The sequence below is a fragment of the Bacillus sp. AY18-3 genome (assembly GCF_008042305.1).
Classification (GTDB): Bacteria; Bacillota; Bacilli; order Bacillales; family Bacillaceae_G; genus Bacillus_A; species Bacillus_A wiedmannii.
Window position 1 is genome coordinate 1 of record NZ_QKQR01000035.1, and the last position, 19,673, is coordinate 19,673.

Consider the following 19,673-nt stretch of genomic DNA (forward strand, 5'->3'; position numbering starts at 1 on the left):
CTAACACATAAAACATGGGAAGGTAGTGGCAAAGACAAAACGGCTCATTACTCTACAGTTATCCCTCTTCCACCAAATTCAAAAAATATAAAAATTGTAGCAAGAGAATGTACAGGTCTTGCATGGGAATGGTGGAGAACAATTATTAATGAACAAAACGTTCCGTTAACAAATGAAATAAAAGTTTCAATTGGAGGAACAACATTATATCCAACTGCTACTATTAGTCATTAGGTTGGAGTAAAGCGCCCTGGTTATAGGGCGCTTTTTTACTTGTTTGAAAGAATATCGGTGTTTTTAGATGTATCATAATCAATTCGCAAATCTTGTAATCATATTTTTTTATGGCTGTATCAATGTTATTAATGATTGCATTTCCCATTATTAAATCCCCATAAATGTAGCCTATCTTAGGTTGATAGTGATGCATGGTGCCTCCATGTATATAAATGCATTTTGTCGAAATTATTAAAAAGGGGAATTTTTCTATTTGAAGAACTAATAATTGATTGTCAATATGTATTAGAAATCTCAATCTAAACTAAAGGAGAACAAAATGGGACAAAACAATAAGGGCTTTTCTGAAACAGGATTGCGCAAAATGCGCAATATATTGGCGCGGCATGTCGATTCTGGAAAGATTCCTGGGCTCGTCGCCTTAGTCAGCCGAAACGGCGAGACGTATGTCGAAGCGCTTGGAACAATGAGGCATGATGGTGGTGCACCAATGCGTCGGGACACGATTTTTCGATTGGCGTCCACTAGCAAGCCAATCGCAGTTTCACCAGTAATGGTTCTGCTCGATGAGTGCAAACTGCATTTAGACGACCCAGTAGACAAATGGCTACCGGAACTCGCCGACCGGCAAGTGTTGAAACAGCCCGATGGCCCGCTAGAAGAGACCGTCCCAGCACGACGTCCTATCACTGTACGAGACTTGTTGACCTCCACATTCGGGCTCGGAGTGGATCTCACGTTGATGGGTTCTCCAATCATGAACGCGTTCTTCGAGAGTGGGATATTCGACACGCCAGGTCAGGATATGCCCGATCCAGATGAGTTTATGCGTCGCCTAGGTGCACTTCCGCTAAGCTATCAGCCCGGAGAGCGGTGGCAGTATCATATCAGTATAGAAGTAATCGGCGTTCTTGTTGCCAGGGTCACGGGTCAGACGTTCGAGTCGTTCTTGCGCGAACGCATATTCGATCCGCTAGGAATGAAGGACACTGGATTCTACGTACCTCAGCTCAAGATTGATCGGCTTCCACCAGCCTTCAACCCCAATCCGCAGACAGGTGAATTCATCGTGTGGGATGAGGGGGCGGGTGGACGTTACAGCAAACCTCCAGCATTCCAAGCAGGCGGTGGTGGACTGCTTGGAACCGTCGACGATTATCACGCGTATTTGCAGATGCTTTTGAATAAAGGGGTGCACGGTACTAAACGGATCTTGTCTAGGCCCGCAGTCCAGCTGATGACCACCAACCGTCTTACTCCGGAACAACAAGTATACCGAGACGATTTGGCCAAAAATAACGTCCATTTGTCGTTCGGACAAGGGATCCAAGGTGGCTGGGGCTTTGGGATGGCGGTGCGTACCTATCTTGGAGACTACGCGTCTATTGGTCAATTCGGCTGGGATGGTGGAACCGGTACTTCAGCTTACGCTGATCCAGATAAACAGTTTATTGGAATTCTGTTCACCCAGGTTGGGATGTCCACTCCGGCCCCATCGCATCTTATCCAAGACTTCTGGACCACGACCTATCAAGCGATCGAAGACTAGGGTATCGTTTAAAGGAAAACGCCAAGACGGATAGATAATCATAGGCTTGATGGCCACGATCAACACCATGGTTAAAAGCTAGGATAGGACCGTGTTGGAAGTACTGCGGTAATAGTTGGGCATTATTAATAATAGCACAACAAAAAATCCCCTTGGATGCAAGAGGATTTTTTTATTGGGAATAGTAAGGACGAGAGGAGGTGCATTACATATGGGAAAAGGTAGAAGTAATAATGCTGGTAAAAAGCAACCGAATTTCAATGATTCATCTAATTTCGCTAAACAAAGCCAACCGACAGAAAAGAAGAAGAAGTAAAAAAAGGATCTCTCTTGATAAAGAGAGATCCTTTTTTAATATATTGACGTTTCGGCACAACATATCGATTGCTCAACCAAATAGTCATTATAGTCATTCAGGCAAGGCTTAAACTCCTTCGAATGGAAGTTAATTTAATATTATTGCCCTGCTTTTTATAATGCTTCTTCACGTTTACCTTATTTAAAAAGCCAATAAAAAAAAGACACGTTTCCTAAATAAACGAGCTCTTAATGGAGTATTATCTTTATTTTGAGCATTTAATAAAATTCTCCAATTTATATTTTACTCTAATAGTCTATGAAATTTAATTAATTAAATGTAAAATTTATATAGTAAGTTATAAAAAATTATGAAGAACTTTAAATATATTATTCTACAATTAGGCCAAATTATAGAGTGCAAGTTCTACTAGGCTTAAAACTATTGACAAACATGAGGAGAGGATTACATTGACTATTTATGAGCAATTTATAGAGGCTCTTAAAGAAAAGATAGGCGATACTGTAACATCTGCAGAGATAAAGGACAGATTAATAACAAAATTTAATACAAAACCGGGGAGTATTAATCCTGCTGATTATTGTTATAACCGTTATAACAAAGGGAGAGCTGTTAATGAAAATCTGTTTATATATATAAATAAAAAAACTTTTAGATATGTAGGTGGAAATTATCCTTATACAGGATTAGTTTTTCACAAACCTAAAGGGACAGATTGTGAATCTGTTGTAGGTGAGTGGGATAATGGGAAACTTCTTGTCTATGGGGATAAGGATAAAATAGGAATCTCACAAATTAAAAAGTTATATGAGGCATATTTTGAAATGTTACGATTTGAAATGAATGTTCTTGGTTGTAAGGCGACTGAATTAAGGCATCTTATAGGTCGTCTAGGTGAATTTTTTTGTGTTATTTATACGAATGGTGAGCTATCCAAAGTGACGAATCAGCATGGATATGATGTCATTAAAGATGGACGAAGAATAAGTGTTAAAACAACTGCCCAAGAAAAAGGGTTTATCACGATCAATCAAAACACATTTGACCAATTTGATGACTTCTTTGTAGTTCAGTATAAAGATGATGAGTTGAAAGTATTATTTTATGGGCCAAAGGAAGAACTTTCGGCGCTTAGACCATATGGGAATAATTATGAGGTCGATATAAATTCTTTAAAGAGAATAGAAAAGACACTATGATAAGAGTGTCTTTTCTTATAGTTTTTTAGCAGAAGCAAGCAGCTCCAACGATGATTAATAAAATAAACAATACAACTAATAAAGTAAAACCTTCAGCAAAATCGCAACTACCACCAAATCCCATAATAGTTCCTCCTTTAATAAGAGGGAACAACAGGGGTATGCTCATGTATTTACATTCTAAACAAAAACATATTTGGAGCCACTTGGCGTTCGTATCATTAATTTTAACTTTTTGTTCAGGAATACAAGCTCTAGCATTTTGGACAATCCGTTTAGATTTCGATATTTCTTGGTGGATTCCTAATTTATATTTATTAGTTTACCCATGCTTCTTTTTAAAAAGTGTTTGGAGAGAGTGTGGATGGTATGAGAGTAGCATGAGAAAAGAATTCATTTAATACAAGAAAGACAGGATCTTTAAGCATATTCGAATTTCTAAATCAGTTTTTTCGATAGCCATACAGTAGAAGTCAAAACAATTTCCGAAATGAAGATAGCCGATGTTTCCTATGGTAAGGAAACATCGGCTTGTATTATTTATATTGAGTTAGTTTACGTTTCTGGAATAATTGTAATAGCGACGGTCCGAACAGGAGCCTCTTTTTCGTCACCTTTACTTTGGGTATGGTAGTATTTATTCATTAATTCATTAAGTTCGTTTTGAAAGTTCATAAAGTGTTCTTCATCTAGCTTTAATTCCACTACAGAAAAAGTAGCATTATCTTCTTGACTGTTTTGTTCCTCTAATTTTTTAAGGTAACTTTGATATTGTGTCATAAGTGATAATTGGTAATAGGAAATGTAATTTAACTTTTCCTCATCACATAATCCTTTCCACTCACTTCCTTCAATTTTTGCATCTTCTTCATTGATTGCGTAATATTTTTCAGAAACAGATTTTACCTTTTTTTCGTTAATTACATGGACGATATCAGAATCAACCATAGTTTGTAGATGTCTATATAGAGTTGCTTGTGGTACATTTTTAATGATTTTTACCATTTCTAATGGTGTTAGTCCATCTTCTTTATTTCTCATTAATACTTGGCAAATTTTCATTCTTACTGGATGCATTAAGATTTCAACTTTATTACTCACTATATATCACCTTATTCATTATTTATTCTCATTATAAATAATGAGAATAATGTTTGCAATGCATCTGCTCTTGATTTATCATTATTATTATCAATAATGATAATGAGTTTAGGAAGGAATGATAAAAATGCAACTACATTATGGATGGAATGATCTTAAAGACATGGATATTATGGCGTTTCTCCCAATCATATTGCCAGTTATTGCAGTCGGGGTACTTTTAGTTTTCATTGCACTAATTGATTTATACCGACATAGAAAAACAAGAAAAAATGTACTTGTATGGGCGCTAATTATTCTTTTTGTTAACGTATTGGGACCTATTCTATACTTTGTTATAGGGAGAAAGGACAGTGAGAAATTATGAAATTAGAGATTAGAAATGTAACAAAATCATTTAAAGGGAAAATTGCTGTCAATACTTTCTCGATGGAATTGCAATCAGGGGAATGTGTAGGGTTAATCGGACCAAATGGAGCAGGGAAATCTACATTAATAAAAGTGATTTCGGATATTATTAATCCAGATGTGGGTGAAGTGTTATTGAATGGGATAAAAATATCAAAAATGAAAAGGGAAATTGGCTACTTACCGCAATACCCTAATTTTTTTCATTGGATGACAGCGCGAGAAACCCTTATGTTTATGGGGCAACTTTCAGGGATGAAAAAAGAAGCATTGTCAAAGTCGATACCAAAAATTTTGGAGAAAGTTGGATTAAGTGGGGAAGAAGATTCGAAGGTGAGTACCTTTTCTGGTGGAATGAAACAAAGACTCGGTATTGCACAAGCATTACTGCATAAACCGGCGCTTATTGTCATGGATGAGCCAGTATCCGCATTAGATCCAATAGGTAGAAGGGAAGTATTAAATCTCATTGAAGAAATAAAAAAAGATACGACTATTTTATTATCAACCCATATATTGAGTGATGCAGAAGAAATCTGTGAACGATTTGTCATGATTAAAGATGGAACAAAGATAGAAGATACAACAATTACTGAGCTTTTACACCGTAATAGCGAAAATAAATTAATCATTGAAATCACAGCTAAAGATCGAGAGTGGATTGACGTTGTAAAAAATTTGCCTTATGTGAAGGATGTAGAAGTGATTGGACTTAAAGTCAAAGTGAAGGTTGAAAGTATCAAAATAAATAAAAATATGTTACTGCAAAATGCACTCGAACATAAAGTGGACATCGTTAAGTTTGAAATAAACAACGATACTTTAGAAGAAATTTTCTTGAAATTGGTGGTGCAAAAATGAATAACTCAATGATATTGATAAAAAAAGAATGTGTTCAAATGTTACGTGATTTTAAGATCATTTGGCTACCAATTGTTTTTATATTTTTAGGGGCAACACAGCCAATAGTAACGCATTACTTACCATCCATTTTAGGAGCATTAGGTGGAGGGCAGGGAATTACCATCGATCCAAGTATGACATCACAAAAAGGAGGCGAAGTATTAGCGAGTACTTTGGGGTCTCAGTTTGATCAGCTCGGACTTATGATTCTAGTGATTTCTATGATGGGTGCTATTCAAACAGATAAAGCTAACGGTATGTTGGCCTTTATTTTAACGAGACCTGTTACGGTTACTTCATATATAGTGGGGAAAATAGTATCAAATTATGTAATAGTAGCGCTTAGTGTAATGATTGGATACTTTACCTCTTATCTATATACAAACTATCTTTTTACTGTTGTTCCGTTTTCGCACATGATTACTGGATTACTATTTTATTTAATTTGGGTTCTTTTTATCGTATCTTTCACAACAATGATAAGTGCTATTTTTCACAGTCAAGGTATTATTGCACTAATTTCAATTGTTGTTCTTTTAGCTTGTAGAATAATCGTCGGTTTGAGTCCAATAATAGATCAAGTTAATCCAGCCAGTATGAGTAAACACGCAATGGAAACGTTAGTCACAGGGGGAGTGAATGCAACTGCAATGGTCAATGTACTACTAACGATTATTTGGATCTTATTGACACTCTTCGTGACAAATTATTGGATTGCTAATAAAAAATTCACGTATGAATAAGAAAAGAATAATCGTGATGAGGGTATTTATTAAAATAAATACCCCAATAAGAAGAAGCTTCCACTACTGTGGAAGCTTCTCTAAATGATGTGCAATATCAATATACATATTTGAGTAGACTGAATGTATTTCATTACTTGGCGTAGCGTTAGAAGAGAAGTGGACAATGACCATATTTGCTTTCGGATCGATGTAAAGTGTTTGTCCGTAACTACCTAACACTTCAAAAGCACCTTGTTCATTGTGCGGAATCCACCATTGATTATGATAAGAAATGGAAGCTCCAGGGCCAACTGCAAGTTCACCTTCTTGGACATTTTTTATATCTTCAGTAATAGAAGAAGGGAGAATTTGTTTTCCATTATATTCCCCGTTGTTTAATAGCAATTGCCCGAATCTAGCCATATCTCTAGCGGTTGCATTTAAACCAGCGCTTGCTTGTTCTACTTTCGTTTCATCTGTAACGTAATACGCGTTTTCTTCCATACCAATTTGAGACCAAATTCGTTCACTAACATTTTCCGCTAATGATTTACCTGTGATCTTTCGAATCACCCAAGCGAGTGTTTCAGCTGATCCGTTATCGTAAGAAAAATCGGAACCAGGCGGTGCAGTTTCTTCTGCTTCTCGTAACATATCATAAATTTTCATCGGACCGTCGTAGTTTTTACCTCTAGGTAAAATATTGCTCGCTAAATATAGTTGTGCATCTTGATTTTCTAACGCTGGATGTTCATATCCGTGAGTAGGGTATTCTACAGAAACTTGCATATCCAATAATTGCTGAAGTGTGGCATTACCGAACGGTGTATTTTTTAATTCTTTTATATATGCGTCAGCTGTTTTTTCTAAGTCAATACGGTTTTCTTCAGCGAGAGATTGTATAATTGCTCCGGTAAAGACCTTTGCTAATGACGCCATGCCATGAGGTTCACTCTCGTTATATCCATTGAAATATCGTTCATAAACAAGTTGTCCATTATGTACAACGACAAAAGCATCCGTTTTGTTATCGTCTAAAAGTTTTTTTAGAGGAGTTGTATTTCCAAATCTACGCTCGACAGCAAAATCGTCTAAGTTTTGTGATGCGGTAGAGAAGTGGGAAACGTGATCCGGGTTATTATTTACCTCGTTAATTAAAGTGAATTCTTTCATATGTGTGTACGACCAACGTAAGTAAGGATCATCTAACCAATTTTTTTTCGTCACGTTATTTTTCGATGGGATTGTTTTATTATGTTTGAAGTATGTAAAACCGAGCCCTGTAATTACAAATATGAATGTGATTATGAGTAAGAGTAGGGGAGATTTTTTAAGTTTCATATCGGTCCCTCCTTTTTTATTTCTATTATAAGTATACGCTTCTATTAAAAGAAATACAAAATAAGGAAAGTAAACGGGGAAGTTTACTTTCCTTATTCATGTTAAGCGGAAACTTTTCCATCTGTATGTTGTTTCTTGAATTTTTGTTTTCGTCCGTGTAATCCATAATATAGAAGTAAAGTGAAGGCAACGATAATAGCTGCGATAAAATACATATTATGGTAACTGGATTTCGCTGCGACGATACCTAAAATGAAAGAACCAAAGCCAATACCACTATCAAAGAATGAGAAGTAAGTAGCTGTCGCAGAACCACGTCGGTGGTTTGGAGCGGCAGAAATCGCAATCGTTTGGAAGCTAGGAATTAATGTCCCGTAGCCTAAACCGATTAGCATACCTGCGCCAAGGAACCAAAATGAAGTTTGTGCTTGGCTTAAAATAAACATCCCAATTGTGAAAATAATGATAGCAGGGTAAACAAGTACATTTTCACCGAAGCGATCAAAAATCTTTCCTGTAAATGGACGAGAAATTACAACAACAAGTGCGTATACAATAAAGAAGTAACTAGCAACTTCTCCTAAACCGATCTCTTTCGCATAAATAGGAATAAAGGATAAAATGCCACTATAAGAAAAGGCTAAAACAAATCCTGTCAGAGCGATCGGAATAGAGGATGGTTCAATTAAGTCCTTCCATTTCATTTTTTCTCGTTTTTGTTTGTTCACTGGTGCTTCATGCGGAATATTTACAAGTAGTCCTAATAAAAATGCAAGCAATGAAAATACGGAACAAACGATAAATAGTACAGTAAATGAAAAATGAGAAATAATTGTTAAACCTAAAAAAGGACCAATTACCATCGGCAGACTCATGAATACGCCGAAATAGGCAAGTGCTTCGCCTCGTCTATGAGCTGGCGCAACATCTGTGACAATCGTACCAGTTGCTGTCGTTGCCATACCGAACCCAATACCATGTAAGAAGCGAAGGGCAAGTAATAAAAATAAACTTTGCGCACCGAAATACATAACAGTAGCAGCTAAAAATAATGAAAGTGAAATAAATAATATTTTCTTTCTTCCTAAATCATCGAGCCATTTACCTGTAAATGGTCTACATAAAACAGATGAAATAAGAAAAACAGTTGCAACTAAACCAATTTCCTCAGGTTTTCCTTTTAGGCCGTCTATTACATAGACAGGCAGAGTAGTCATAAGCATGTAAAATGTTAAGAAGAGAAATAGACTACTAAAACAAGTTCCGAGGAAATCCTTCGTCCAAAGTTTCTCACTTTGCATCGTCATCCCTCCAATTTAATCTAAATTTTTAATAATTTGTTGTAACACTTCAAATGCTTGATGTAAATCATCTTCGTTAATATCTTCTAGTGTTTTTTCTTCGAAAGTATCAACTTCTTCTTGCCATACCGGAATCATTTTTATCGCTGTCTCTGATAAAGAAATGAGCTTCTCACGACGATCTTTTCCTTCTGTACGAATAATCCAGCCCATCGTTTCCATACGTGTTAACGTACGAGTCATCGTTGGTGATTCAACATTTAAGTACTGGCACAATTCTGTTTGCGTACAAGAACCGGTTTGATTAATGCGGAAAATAACAGCCCATTGCGCACTGAATAGCCCAGTTGGAGATACGCGTTCATTAAATTTCTTTGTGAATTTTCGAGAAGTCTGGCTGACAATGTGAAAAAAATGTTGTTTTTCGTCCATGTATTTTGATCCTTTCAAATTAGTTACCTAGCTAACTATATACTTTTTCATTATAATTGTCTAGTAATAGACATGTTGATTTATGTAAAAATTTCGTATAGGTTTTATGTTGCGAACGTATATTCTGCATGCTATTCTTTAAGTAAGTAAAGAATTTTCTTTCTATTAAAAAGAATGGGGGAACTTGTGATGATTAAGCCTGCAACAATGGAGTTTGTTTCACTATCGAACGGAGAAACGATTGCGTATCAGGAAGTTGGAAGGCAAAATGCAGAAATTCTTGTACTCATTCACGGAAACATGACATCGTCACAACATTGGGATTTAGTAATTGAAAAGCTGCAAGACCGATACCATATTTACGCTCTTGATTTAAGAGGATTTGGACAATCAACATATAGTCAATCGATAGATTCATTACAAGACTTTGCAAGAGATGTAAAACTATTTATTGATCAATTAAAACTAGAGAAATTTTCATTAATGGGCTGGTCAATGGGTGGTGGTGTTGCGATGCAATTTACAGCGAATCATCCAACTTTTGTTGAAAAGTTAATTTTAGTAGAATCAGTAGGCATGAAGGGATATCCAATTTTTAAAAAAGATATTAACGGGCAACCGATCGTATCAAGTTTAGTAAAGACGAAAGAAGAAATCGCGCAAGATCCCGTACAAATTGCTCCAGTGCTAGATGCGATAAAAAATATGAATAAATTATATTACCGTACAGTATGGAATCTATTAATATATACACATAATCAACCGGAACCGGATCGTTACGAAAAGTATTTAGACGATATGTTAACGCAACGTAATTTCGTGGATGTAAATTATGCGCTCATTACATTTAATATTTCGGATGAACATAACGGGGTTGTAGAGGGAAATAAGCAAATTCATCATATTAAAGCTCCAACACTCGTCATACAAGGTGACAGAGATTATGTCGTACCGCAAGTAGTCGGTGAGGAATTAGCAAAACATTTGCCGAATGCAGAGTTGAAAGTGTTAGAGGATTGCGGTCATTCGCCGTTTATTGATTGTTTAGATGTATTTATAAAACATGTAGAGGATTGGTTAGAAGAGAAATAATCCCCGAAATGATAAGTATTGCATATACTATAACATTGTAGGTAAAAGGGGAGATTATCCATGCATCATCCGTTCTTAATTGCGCATTCGCCATATAATCATCACTTATATACAAAAATAATGATAGCTCCGATGTATATGCAAGTTTCACCAGCTGTAGTTCCTTTACAAATGCAATACCCGCAGCCACCAATTGCTCATGCACAGCAATACGTGTATGAAACTGCTTTTTATAAACATCCGTATTTCAAGCAATTCCATAACAATGTGAAAGCGCAAGTATGGGAAGGATAAGAAGCTAAAAGATTCATTCTTTTAGCTTCTTTTTTATTCATAATATTCGTACACGCATTTGGAGAAACAGTTTATAATGAAAAGTGGAAAGCGTGAGAAGGAGAGGGAAAAGGATGTCGATGCGTTTTACTTTTTGGATTATGGTTGGAATTGTAGCAATCTCGGGTTTGTCACAAGGGATGCTTTTACCGGCCATTGCAATGATTTTTGAACAAGAAGGGGTAAGTTCAAGTATTAACGGTATTCATGCGACGGCATTATACATTGGGATATTAGTTATTTCACCGTTTCTTGAAAAACCGATGCAAAAGTTTGGAATGAAGCCAATTATCGTTATTGGTGGGTTTCTCGTTATTATTTCATTATTCTTTTTTACACAAACTTTTTCATTTTGGGTATGGTTTATTCTTAGATTTCTAGTTGGAGTCGGAGATCATATGCTTCATGTCGGAACACAAACATGGATTACGACAACATCAGACCCGAGTAAAATAGGGAGACAAGTATCGATATACGGTGTATTCTTCGGAATTGGTTTTGCCGTTGGTCCGTATTTAGCAAGCACTGTGCAGTACGGTCTTGCAACGCCATTTATTATATCTACTATACTTTGCTTAATAGGTTGGCTATTATTACTTCCAACGAAAAATGCATTCCCGGCGCAAGATGAAAGAGAAGTGAAGAGTGAATCATCATTTTCTCGTTATAAACAAGTTGTTGGATTAGGGTGGATTGCATTACTAGGACCACTTGCATATGGCGTACTAGAAGCAATGTTAAATAGTAACTTACCAGTATACGCGCTTCGTAAAGGATGGTCTGTATCAGATGTATCCTTCTTATTACCAGCGTTCGCAGTTGGGGGCATTATTACACAAATTCCACTCGGTATATTAAGTGATAAATACGGAAGAGATCGTATTTTAACGTGGACGTTCAGCGTAAGTACGGGCATTTTCCTACTTGCAGCAGTATTTGATCACTATTACTGGATCGTCTTTGCCTGTATGCTGTTAGCGGGTATGGTCATTGGATCATGCTTCTCACTAGGTCTTGGATTTATGACAGATTTATTACCGAGACATTTACTACCAGCAGGTAATATATTATCTGGAATCGCCTTTAGTTTAGGAAGTATTATGGGACCTGTATTAGGAGGCGTATTTATAGAAAAAATACAGTATACAAGCTTTTTTATTGCGGTTATGATTATAATGGGAATTCTCGCAATGGTATATATGGTCTACATGAAGAATCAATTCGCATCAAGAAAAATAGAAAGTAGGTTAGGGCATGACAAAACAACCTAATAAAAAGAAATTTGAAGTACTCGAAAACGAAACAATTACAGACTGCTTAGCACGTATGGAACAAGAAGGCTATGCACCGTCTCGTCGTATGGAAGAACCAATCTTTCATGAAGTGAAGAAAAACGGCAAAACAGAAGTTGAACCGTGCGGTAGAAAGATTGTCTTTGAGGGGAAATTGAAGTAATACGTTATATAAAAAGAATTTGCTTTTGGGTACAAACAAGATAAAACATAAAGTCACATAAGAAAACGCTATTGATTCCAATATCAATAGCGTTTTTATTTTTAACAAATATATAGATCAAAATGAATTTCTGCTTGAATGGAACTAACAAAATCAATAATGTTTTTTTGTAAATACATCGCGGGTGATTCGTTATTCTCCACTTGCATTACTACCATAAAAAGAAACTCTAAACTATACTTCTTCTTGAGATGTTTTAATTGCTCTGTTTTTCCTTCAAGGGATTTTAGAATAACTTGTAACTGATTATTTATATCATATGATTCTTGATAGCCGGTGCTGAAAGTCCAATTAGTTTCTTTTCTATATAGGGTTTTGGTGGATACAAGATTCGGATTATCACGTTTTGCAACAACATCACCTTTTTTATAAGTTCTTGTAGGCTCGATACTTAGGGCGTCGGTAATTGCTTCAACAGGGAATATATTACCCGTTGCACTAAAATAAGCCATAACTTTTGTTTTATCCAGAATGGCTCCTCCTCTAGTAATAAGATGTTAATCTTATTACATTATAAAAATTTATGAATGTAAATAGAATTTTTATCCTGCTATTTGTGGGCAGTAAAACTTCTAATGGGAGGAAATTAGGTGAGAGCCAATTATCCATAAAAGCATGATTAGTGTGGGGAATAAAACCTCATTAGTTTCATTGTATTGAATTCCGGCGTTGAGGCATTAGTTAAAGATGGATACCTATACATTTGTAGGACAGAACAATTATACAAAAGTAGGATGCTTAAAAATATAAATATTTGTATGATAAAAACAAAATATATTTTAAAAATCAGAATGTAGAGGAGAGGGAAATATATAATGATACAAAGCATATATGAAACTCATTTACATGTAAGAAATTTAGAAAAGGCGATAGATTTTTATCAAAATAAGTTAAGCTTAACAGTAGCAAAAAAATTATCGGAAAGACGAGTTGCGTTCTTTTGGATAGGCGAAAATAAAGAGCAAATGCTCGGATTATGGGAAGTACATACGAATGAAGAGTTTGAGACGAAACACTTCGCTTTTCGTGTAGATTTAGAGTTTTTAAAGATTTCTAAATTATGGCTAGAGAAGCGTGGAATAGAGGTAGTAGGGAGTCAAGGGAAAGGAAATCGAGAACCAATTGTCCAAAGGTGGATGCCAGCTGCAAGTGTATATTTTCTAGATTGTGATGGAAATAAATTAGAGTTTATTTCTATGTTACATGATGATCCAGATAAACTAGAATATGCAACGTATTTAAGTGAATGGAAAGCGGAGCATCAAGAAAAATAAAGTTTAATCAGTAGGAGTTTTATAGCTTTGTATTATGTTAAATAGATAGACACAAATAAAATCCCTCAAGAAAAGGCATGTTCTTGAAGGATTTTTTATGCTTTATATATTTATATTGTTTGTAACTTATTAATTATATTCATGATTAGATATTTCAGCGCGTTGAATATAACCATCAGAGAAGCTGAAATAAAGATAATAGCTTCCTCGATTATATATAAAGCCTTCGCTAGTCATATCCCCTCCGATTTCATCGGGTTCACCAAACCACTCTTTTAATTCATTGATAGTCATATCCATTTTTACCCATATATGTCTTGCGTCCGAAGGGTACATGTCAATATTATAATCGCCGTATACCGCTATATTAGGTGCATCACATTCTGTACATGAAGCTTGCTTCCAAACATCAGGCGCTCCAAATTCTTTTTTCACTTCAGATATATCTTTACCTAGTGCATCTAATTTAAATGGACCAAACGTCCCATTCTGTAAAGCTGTTGTTAACATTTGTTTCATTTCTTCTTTTGTATTGATGTTGAAATTATAAGATCGGTTCTTTGCTATTGCATTATAGAAAAATTGTGCATATTGCTCACGCTTCACAATCATGTTGCCATTAAAATTACCTGATTCGTCACCTTGTGCTATACGGTTACTACGCACTGCATTTACAGATTCATAGGCCCAATGACCTTTTGGTACATCTTTAAAGCTCCCTTGTCCTTTTGATTCTAAATGAAATGCTTTTTGTAACACTACTGCCATTTCATATCGAGTTAATACATCATCTGGACGAAATGTACCTGATCCATCACCTTTCATAATTCCAGCTTGCGCAATGGCTTTAATATCCTTTTCAAACATATGATTTGTAATGTCACTAAACATATTCGCCTGTTTATCATCTGCTATTAAACCTAAATGTCGATTGACTAAAGAAGCTACCTGTCCTCTAGTAACATTGTCCCCAAAACCAAATTTCCCATTTCCGTATCCTTTATAAATTCCTGCTGACGCTAAGTAATCGATAGCATCTTTTGACCAGTGGTCCTTTGGTACATCTGTAAATACAACGTTCGCATTGCTAGCTACCTTATAGCTATTTTCATTACCGTTTGTTTTCGTAGTTGTTTCTCCATTTACTGTACCTACCATCGTTGTAGTTGCTAATGCTGCAGTGATTATGAAACCGAAAAATTTTTTAGCTTTGCTTGTTTTCTTGCCCATTTGCGCAAGCCTCCCCAGTTTAATTTAACTTTATTAAATATACGTATTACACATTTAATATAACTAAATGCATGCATCGTAATTATAACATGTAAATTATAATTATTTGTCATTTATTTCCGCAATATGGATAAATTTTTGATAATATAACTGAAAATGTAATATTTGGATAATGGATATTCAGCTCTATTTAATAATGGTATATACAGTAAAACATTCTGCTTTCCAATCTGTAATAGAAAACAGAACGTATATTTGGTATAATCGAAACATACTATATGAAACGATGTACATGAGTTTGACATTTACGTAATAAGGTAAGTACTACATAATAATAACTACGCTATAGAATTCAGTTCATGTTATACAAATCAATCGTTAGAAAGGAAAAGAAGTAATGAATCAAATTTCATTTGAAGATTTATTTGAAGAAGAAAACAAACCAGAAAAGGTGGAGGTAGCTGATATACCAGTACCTTTATCGCCATTGCAAAAAGATATATTGGAATTAGTGGATTCTGAAGAAATAAGTACACTTGAGCTATGTGAACAATTAATACGATCCGGCAAAATATCAGATGAAAGATTCACAACGAATAAGCCGAAAGCATATGGACAAGTATGCTTAGTATTAGAAGATTTTGTTAAAGAAGGAAAGCTTATTTTTGTCAAAAGCGATGAGAAAAGAGATAGGGTTTATAAATTAAAAGAAGAAGTTTCTAACATATAAGTTGTCCAGAGGTAAATGAATGTTTTCTAAGAAGAGAGTTCAGTAGTCAAAGAAAAAGGTGGTATCAATCAAGAAAGATTGATACCACCTTTTTCTTTTTTAACATCTTACATACTTACGTTTGAAACCAAGTCTGCCTCTATCAAGTTCTTTCTGAATACTCCCTGCAGCATTTAGAAAACTGCTTTTTTTATTATCACGTTTTACTTCAACTATACCAACTTCTTTTGCAATCTCGACTACCTTTTCGTGTAGTGGCACATATGAAATTGCTACAGTGTTTAGAAAATTATTCATAGCGGATTTTGTTCGTTCTGGTGAATCATGAATCGTATTTTTTACCATTTCAAGCATAGTGGAAATTTTGCTTTCAGAAAACTCATTGTCTTTGCGATTTCCTAAAAGCCAGCAGTAGCAACTCCAGCCCGCTGACATTCGTAGCTCGTCTCCACTTGCAATCCATTTATCAGCAACATCTTGTGCAATATTTGATTCTGATAAAGTTACTGCCACCACATAATCGGACAACATATAAAAATATGCTCCGTCTATCCAGCGATCAAAATCAGACTCACTCATAGCTTTCGGATCTGCAATAATGCCTGCAAAATACATAGCATCGTAGTTGCCTGTCGCATACAGTTCTTCAGCTAACTCTTGGTTTAATTTTATTTTTTTAGCGATTGGTTTCATAGCGCCTGTAGCTACGCCGAAAACTGGCTCGTGCGCACCGTTAGATATGTATATTTTTTTCGTTCTTTCCTTACCGAGGGATTCAAGCTCTTGCATAACTGTTTTTAAATCCATAGCTGTGCACTTCCTTCCTTCATATAAAAATCATTTTAATTGCGATCATCTAGTTTAACTTTTTTATCATGTTTTCCATACTTCCTAATTTTAAATCTTATGTGAGTAGGATGTCTACTTTCTATAATTTATCGATAATTCAGTTAGTGATTTTGAAAGTCTAGCTATCTATAATTGTAAGGGTACTATATGAAAGTAGACGGGAAGGAAATACAGAAGTATAGCTTTTTACATAGATTGTTGGGATGAAAATAATATTTTACCTTTGGCTCTTTCTCGGTATTATCATGTTATTATTCGAAAAGGGAATAAATAGAATTTAAAATTAAACATGTGAGGTTGGTTATAAGTGATAAAGAAATTTACTAGAGTAGTATTAACTGCAATTATACCAATTGGTATGGTTGCGGGTTGTGGAAATACTGAAAAAACTGAAGCAAAAGAGCCGAAAGCGGTACAATCGGAGAAAAAGGATTATACGGATTACTCATATGGAAGCAAAGGTATATTAGTAAACGGAAAAGCGAAAGAACGTCAACAATACGAGGTTGGATATATGGATGATAACAAGTTAATTGGGATTGATGAAAATATTGAGGATTGTATTATTTTAGGTAATAAAGATGAAGCAGGTCTCGTTTGGAAACAAATAGAGCGTGGATCCATTATTGAAGTGCAATATGGTAAGGATCGCAATGATATTGTAGGCGTACAATTAGTAGGAGATCGTGAGCCATACGAAATTAGTGATAAGTTTGATCGAAATACGATAAACGAGATTGTTGAAAACGTTAAAGGGAATTTGTAATAGATGTATTTCGATAGTATAGGGTCCCTTATCATGAAATTGTGAATCAACGGCATTTTTTATATGAAAATGCCGTTGATTTGTGTTAAAAAATAAATGCCATTTTATAGTCTTGTAGAAAAACACGTATTAATCATAAATGAATTATTCTTTGTTCAGCTGTGATGATCGCCGTAAGGTTATTATCCAAAATAAAAGAGCACAAGCACTAACAGATACACCTAATATACATACTCCATCCCAACCATATTTTGCATACATATTTGTTGAAAGAATTGCACCTGTTGCACTACCGATGGAATAAAAAATCATGTAACTGGCAGTGAGTCGACTTCTTGCTTCGGGACGCACTGTGAACAGTATACTTTGATTGGTGACATGTACAGCTTGCACAGCTAAATCTAGAAGGATAATGCCGAAAACTAGTAATAATAGAGAGTGGTTTATAAATTTAATTAGGAGCCATGAAAGTACTAATAATAATAAGGCTATGCCAGTTGTTCTTTGGCCTAAACCTTTATCAGCTAATTGTCCAGCTTTAGTAGCAGCTAATGCACCCGCCATTCCAGCAAGACCGAACGCACCAATAGCTGTATGTGAAAGATTATGTGGTGTAGCACTTAGGGGCAATACTAAAGAAGTCCATAAAATACTGAATGAAGTGAAAATAAGCAATGCTAATATTCCGCGAATGCGTAAAAGTCGTTCTTCTATAAATAATAAGAAAACAGAGTATATTAATTTTCGGTAAGATAGAGTTGTCACTTTTTTATGTTCAAGAGTAGGTAAATTTCGGTGTAACAAAAAAGTTACGCAGAGTAAAAGGATAGCAGAGGTGAGATAAACGGATCGCCATCCAGCTAAATCTGTTAATGTGCCTGCAAATGTACGAGCAAGGAGTATACCTATTACAACGCCACTTGTAACGAAACCTACTATGCGTCCACGTTCTGCTGGATTAGCTAAAATTGATGCATATGCGACAAGTGTTTGCGTAACAGTTGCAAGAATTCCTACTAAGGCCATACCTATAAAAAGTACGGTGCTTGAGGAAGCGCATCCGATTATAATTAAAGCAAAAACGGATAAAAGCATGTGAGCAATAATAAGTTTCTTTTGGTTTAATAAGTCACCAAGTGGAACTAATAAAAGTAATCCAAGTGCATAACAAACTTGAGTAATAGTAATTACACTACCGATAGTTGAATGACTAATCTTAAATTCATTTGATAAAGAATCAAGAAGTGGATGAGCGAAATATATATTTGCCACAGCCATTCCGCAAGCTATTGCGAATAATAGAGTCATATAACGAGACATTGTTGCATGAACAGGTGAATGTATATGAGTGTGAGTATGTTTTCGAATGGTCATCATTTTTTCTTTACTATTCATAAAATCAGCTCCTTTTTGTATTGTTAAAAATAACGTACCGAACGGTATGTTATTTTATAAGTAAAATATAATCTTGAAGAAACATATATGTCAAGTTTATTTTGAATTTAATGTGATTTTTTGACACATCGTTTATAATTTAATACGATATATACTATACTGATTGGTACACAAATGGTGATGTGTAATCTTAATAACTAGATGTAGAAAGGAGATTGTTTTAAATGGCACGACTACGCGAATTTGATGAAGAAAAAGCTTTGGATGCTGCTATGCAACTTTTTTGGGAGAAGGGATACGCAGCTACTTCATTAAGCGATTTAACTGCAAAAATGGGAATACAAAAGCCGAGTTTATATTCAGCCTTTGGTGATAAAGAGGGGTTATTTGAAGCAGCATTAAGGAGATACACAAATTTACATGCGGCTAATATACGAACAAAACTTCAAAACGAACAATCTGTAAAAGAAGCAATTCGGACGTTTTTTGAAAATATAGTGGAAGAGGAATATAAAAAAGAGTTCAGTAAAGGTTGTTTTTGTATTAACACAATGGTTGAACTTGCTCCTCATAATGAAAAATTTGAAGTACTGACTAGAGAACATCAAATGTATCTTGCAGTTATTTTTCAAGAATTAATTACGAAGGGAATACGATCAGGTGAACTGCAAAATGATTTGAACGCTAAAGCATTAGCGCAAACATTAGTCACGTCCTTAATTGGATTAACAGTGTTAATGAAATCACGCCCAGAACGTTCCGTTATAGATAATTCGATATCGATAATAGTATCGTTAGTAAAATAATAATTGTAGAAGTATGTTTCAATGTAATACATTTTAAGGTTTTACGTGGCGTGTTATTTGAGAAGTAAGAATGAATTCATCAAAAAAATCCATTGGAGATCCAATGGATTTATATATAATAATTTTTTTGAGACTTCATTCAACATCATAACAAATTATTAATAAACA

23 protein-coding genes and 1 pseudogene are annotated in these 19,673 nt (G+C 35.1%); 15 read left to right on the forward strand and 9 right to left on the reverse strand.

The window, feature by feature from the left end; genetic code table 11:
* From DM800_RS24995 to DM800_RS25010, 3 genes are all read left to right on the forward strand, one after another.
* A partial coding sequence (locus DM800_RS24995) for a thiol-activated cytolysin C-terminal domain-containing protein (protein ID WP_303740938.1) occupies window positions 1-234 on the forward strand: 234 nt, incomplete at its 5' end.
* Window positions 235-556: 322 nt separating this feature from the next.
* Complete coding sequence (locus tag DM800_RS25005; RefSeq protein ID WP_088064021.1) at window positions 557-1,786, forward strand: serine hydrolase domain-containing protein; 1,230 nt, start codon at window positions 557-559, stop codon at window positions 1,784-1,786.
* A 768-nt stretch (window positions 1,787-2,554) separates the two neighbouring features.
* Entirely contained in the window at window positions 2,555-3,304 is a 750-nt protein-coding gene (locus DM800_RS25010) for a DUF7225 domain-containing protein (RefSeq protein WP_098134390.1), read from the forward strand.
* A 25-nt stretch (window positions 3,305-3,329) separates the two neighbouring features.
* Here the strand turns inward: DM800_RS25010 and DM800_RS25015 are convergent, their stop codons facing one another.
* Window positions 3,330-3,428: a YjcZ family sporulation protein gene (locus DM800_RS25015; RefSeq protein ID WP_088064019.1), complete on the reverse strand. Its 99-nt coding sequence runs from the start codon at window positions 3,426-3,428 to the stop codon at window positions 3,330-3,332.
* Between the two features lie 43 nt (window positions 3,429-3,471).
* On the opposite strand from DM800_RS25015, the pseudogene DM800_RS25020 reads away from it, so the two are divergent.
* Window positions 3,472-3,705: pseudogene (locus DM800_RS25020) on the forward strand (DUF5360 family protein); the annotation flags it as partial.
* Between the two features lie 154 nt (window positions 3,706-3,859).
* On the opposite strand, the gene DM800_RS25025 reads toward DM800_RS25020, so the two are convergent.
* On the reverse strand, window positions 3,860-4,405 hold the full coding sequence (locus DM800_RS25025) for a transcriptional regulator (RefSeq protein WP_088064018.1): 546 nt from the start codon (window positions 4,403-4,405) through the stop codon (window positions 3,860-3,862).
* A gap of 127 nt (window positions 4,406-4,532) precedes the next feature.
* Here DM800_RS25025 and DM800_RS25030 point away from each other — a divergent pair, with 127 nt between their 5' ends.
* From DM800_RS25030 to DM800_RS25040, 3 genes are read left to right on the forward strand one after another with little or no spacing between them, the layout of a single operon-like run.
* The gene (locus tag DM800_RS25030; protein WP_087984180.1) at window positions 4,533-4,772 is read left to right on the forward strand and encodes a PLD nuclease N-terminal domain-containing protein; all 240 of its coding nucleotides are present in this window, start codon (window positions 4,533-4,535) and stop codon (window positions 4,770-4,772) included.
* Complete coding sequence (locus DM800_RS25035; protein WP_088064017.1) at window positions 4,769-5,674, forward strand: ABC transporter ATP-binding protein; 906 nt, start codon at window positions 4,769-4,771, stop codon at window positions 5,672-5,674. Before DM800_RS25030 ends, DM800_RS25035 begins: the two co-directional genes overlap by 4 nt.
* On the forward strand, window positions 5,671-6,459 hold the full coding sequence (locus DM800_RS25040) for an ABC transporter permease subunit (protein WP_088064016.1): 789 nt from the start codon (window positions 5,671-5,673) through the stop codon (window positions 6,457-6,459). The genes DM800_RS25035 and DM800_RS25040 overlap by 4 nt, the downstream gene beginning before the upstream one ends.
* Before the next feature lie 63 nt (window positions 6,460-6,522).
* Here DM800_RS25040 and DM800_RS25045 read toward each other — a convergent pair whose 3' ends face one another.
* From DM800_RS25045 to DM800_RS25055, 3 genes are all read right to left on the reverse strand, one after another.
* Window positions 6,523-7,782, reverse strand: a complete 1,260-nt coding sequence (locus tag DM800_RS25045; RefSeq protein ID WP_087984183.1) for a serine hydrolase domain-containing protein — start codon at window positions 7,780-7,782, stop codon at window positions 6,523-6,525.
* 101 nt (window positions 7,783-7,883) lie between these two features.
* The gene (locus DM800_RS25050; protein ID WP_087984184.1) at window positions 7,884-9,083 is read right to left on the reverse strand and encodes an MFS transporter; all 1,200 of its coding nucleotides are present in this window, start codon (window positions 9,081-9,083) and stop codon (window positions 7,884-7,886) included.
* A 15-nt stretch (window positions 9,084-9,098) separates the two neighbouring features.
* Complete coding sequence (locus DM800_RS25055) at window positions 9,099-9,515, reverse strand: MarR family winged helix-turn-helix transcriptional regulator (protein ID WP_046954781.1); 417 nt, start codon at window positions 9,513-9,515, stop codon at window positions 9,099-9,101.
* 174 nt (window positions 9,516-9,689) lie between these two features.
* On the opposite strand from DM800_RS25055, the gene phaZ reads away from it, so the two are divergent.
* From phaZ to DM800_RS25075, 4 genes are all read left to right on the forward strand, one after another.
* Window positions 9,690-10,607 carry an intracellular short-chain-length polyhydroxyalkanoate depolymerase gene (phaZ, locus tag DM800_RS25060; RefSeq protein WP_147787860.1) on the forward strand — a complete coding sequence of 306 codons (918 nt, stop codon included), beginning with the start codon at window positions 9,690-9,692 and terminating at the stop codon, window positions 10,605-10,607.
* Window positions 10,608-10,667: 60 nt separating this feature from the next.
* Entirely contained in the window at window positions 10,668-10,901 is a 234-nt protein-coding gene (locus DM800_RS25065; protein WP_000546484.1) for a hypothetical protein, read from the forward strand.
* Window positions 10,902-11,014: 113 nt separating this feature from the next.
* Window positions 11,015-12,211 carry an MFS transporter gene (locus DM800_RS25070; RefSeq protein WP_088064012.1) on the forward strand — a complete coding sequence of 399 codons (1,197 nt, stop codon included), beginning with the start codon at window positions 11,015-11,017 and terminating at the stop codon, window positions 12,209-12,211.
* Window positions 12,195-12,395 carry an NETI motif-containing protein gene (locus DM800_RS25075; protein WP_000166305.1) on the forward strand — a complete coding sequence of 67 codons (201 nt, stop codon included), beginning with the start codon at window positions 12,195-12,197 and terminating at the stop codon, window positions 12,393-12,395. The genes DM800_RS25070 and DM800_RS25075 overlap by 17 nt, the downstream gene beginning before the upstream one ends.
* A 101-nt stretch (window positions 12,396-12,496) precedes the next feature.
* Here DM800_RS25075 and DM800_RS25080 read toward each other — a convergent pair whose 3' ends face one another.
* Window positions 12,497-12,907, reverse strand: coding sequence for a DUF4279 domain-containing protein (locus DM800_RS25080; protein ID WP_088064011.1), 411 nt, complete (start codon window positions 12,905-12,907; stop codon window positions 12,497-12,499).
* Between the two features lie 363 nt (window positions 12,908-13,270).
* Between DM800_RS25080 and DM800_RS25085 the strand changes: the two genes are divergently transcribed.
* Window positions 13,271-13,729: a VOC family protein gene (locus DM800_RS25085; protein WP_147787861.1), complete on the forward strand. Its 459-nt coding sequence runs from the start codon at window positions 13,271-13,273 to the stop codon at window positions 13,727-13,729.
* Between the two features lie 129 nt (window positions 13,730-13,858).
* On the opposite strand, the gene DM800_RS25090 is transcribed toward DM800_RS25085, so the two are convergent.
* A complete protein-coding gene (locus tag DM800_RS25090) occupies window positions 13,859-14,959 on the reverse strand; it encodes an S-layer homology domain-containing protein (RefSeq protein ID WP_147787862.1) in 1,101 nt (366 codons plus the stop codon).
* A 397-nt stretch (window positions 14,960-15,356) separates the two neighbouring features.
* Between DM800_RS25090 and DM800_RS25095 the strand changes: the two genes are divergently transcribed.
* Window positions 15,357-15,689, forward strand: coding sequence for a DUF3895 domain-containing protein (locus DM800_RS25095; RefSeq protein WP_087984191.1), 333 nt, complete (start codon window positions 15,357-15,359; stop codon window positions 15,687-15,689).
* Window positions 15,690-15,788: 99 nt separating this feature from the next.
* Here the strand turns inward: DM800_RS25095 and DM800_RS25100 are convergent, their stop codons facing one another.
* On the reverse strand, window positions 15,789-16,496 hold the full coding sequence (locus DM800_RS25100) for a DNA alkylation repair protein (RefSeq protein WP_147787863.1): 708 nt from the start codon (window positions 16,494-16,496) through the stop codon (window positions 15,789-15,791).
* 349 nt (window positions 16,497-16,845) lie between these two features.
* Here DM800_RS25100 and DM800_RS25105 point away from each other — a divergent pair, with 349 nt between their 5' ends.
* A complete protein-coding gene (locus DM800_RS25105; RefSeq protein WP_147787864.1) occupies window positions 16,846-17,304 on the forward strand; it encodes a hypothetical protein in 459 nt (152 codons plus the stop codon).
* Window positions 17,305-17,448: 144 nt separating this feature from the next.
* Here DM800_RS25105 and DM800_RS25110 read toward each other — a convergent pair whose 3' ends face one another.
* Window positions 17,449-18,699, reverse strand: coding sequence for an MFS transporter (locus DM800_RS25110; protein ID WP_147787865.1), 1,251 nt, complete (start codon window positions 18,697-18,699; stop codon window positions 17,449-17,451).
* Window positions 18,700-18,923: 224 nt separating this feature from the next.
* Between DM800_RS25110 and DM800_RS25115 the strand changes: the two genes are divergently transcribed.
* Entirely contained in the window at window positions 18,924-19,505 is a 582-nt protein-coding gene (locus DM800_RS25115) for a TetR/AcrR family transcriptional regulator (RefSeq protein WP_147787866.1), read from the forward strand.
* Window positions 19,506-19,673: the final 168 nt, after the last annotated feature.

What these genes read in the sequence shown, in the direction of transcription:
- DM800_RS25100 (WP_147787863.1), bottom strand. Translation starts at nt 16,496, where the DNA reads ATGGATTTAAAAACAGTTATGCAAGAGCTTGAATCCCTCGGTAAGGAA.
- DM800_RS25085 (WP_147787861.1), top strand. Translation starts at nt 13,271, where the DNA reads ATGATACAAAGCATATATGAAACTCATTTACATGTAAGAAATTTAGAA.
- DM800_RS25040 (WP_088064016.1), top strand. Translation starts at nt 5,671, where the DNA reads ATGAATAACTCAATGATATTGATAAAAAAAGAATGTGTTCAAATGTTA.
- DM800_RS25110 (WP_147787865.1), bottom strand. Translation starts at nt 18,699, where the DNA reads ATGAATAGTAAAGAAAAAATGATGACCATTCGAAAACATACTCACACT.
- phaZ (WP_147787860.1), top strand. Translation starts at nt 9,690, where the DNA reads ATGGGGGAACTTGTGATGATTAAGCCTGCAACAATGGAGTTTGTTTCA.
- DM800_RS25065 (WP_000546484.1), top strand. Translation starts at nt 10,668, where the DNA reads ATGCATCATCCGTTCTTAATTGCGCATTCGCCATATAATCATCACTTA.
- DM800_RS25015 (WP_088064019.1), bottom strand. Translation starts at nt 3,428, where the DNA reads ATGGGATTTGGTGGTAGTTGCGATTTTGCTGAAGGTTTTACTTTATTA.
- DM800_RS25045 (WP_087984183.1), bottom strand. Translation starts at nt 7,782, where the DNA reads ATGAAACTTAAAAAATCTCCCCTACTCTTACTCATAATCACATTCATA.
- DM800_RS25080 (WP_088064011.1), bottom strand. Translation starts at nt 12,907, where the DNA reads ATGGCTTATTTTAGTGCAACGGGTAATATATTCCCTGTTGAAGCAATT.
- DM800_RS25075 (WP_000166305.1), top strand. Translation starts at nt 12,195, where the DNA reads ATGACAAAACAACCTAATAAAAAGAAATTTGAAGTACTCGAAAACGAA.
- DM800_RS25115 (WP_147787866.1), top strand. Translation starts at nt 18,924, where the DNA reads ATGGCACGACTACGCGAATTTGATGAAGAAAAAGCTTTGGATGCTGCT.
- DM800_RS25030 (WP_087984180.1), top strand. Translation starts at nt 4,533, where the DNA reads ATGCAACTACATTATGGATGGAATGATCTTAAAGACATGGATATTATG.
- DM800_RS25050 (WP_087984184.1), bottom strand. Translation starts at nt 9,083, where the DNA reads ATGCAAAGTGAGAAACTTTGGACGAAGGATTTCCTCGGAACTTGTTTT.
- DM800_RS25070 (WP_088064012.1), top strand. Translation starts at nt 11,015, where the DNA reads ATGTCGATGCGTTTTACTTTTTGGATTATGGTTGGAATTGTAGCAATC.
- DM800_RS25090 (WP_147787862.1), bottom strand. Translation starts at nt 14,959, where the DNA reads ATGGGCAAGAAAACAAGCAAAGCTAAAAAATTTTTCGGTTTCATAATC.
- DM800_RS25005 (WP_088064021.1), top strand. Translation starts at nt 557, where the DNA reads ATGGGACAAAACAATAAGGGCTTTTCTGAAACAGGATTGCGCAAAATG.
- DM800_RS25055 (WP_046954781.1), bottom strand. Translation starts at nt 9,515, where the DNA reads ATGGACGAAAAACAACATTTTTTTCACATTGTCAGCCAGACTTCTCGA.
- DM800_RS25095 (WP_087984191.1), top strand. Translation starts at nt 15,357, where the DNA reads ATGAATCAAATTTCATTTGAAGATTTATTTGAAGAAGAAAACAAACCA.
- DM800_RS25035 (WP_088064017.1), top strand. Translation starts at nt 4,769, where the DNA reads ATGAAATTAGAGATTAGAAATGTAACAAAATCATTTAAAGGGAAAATT.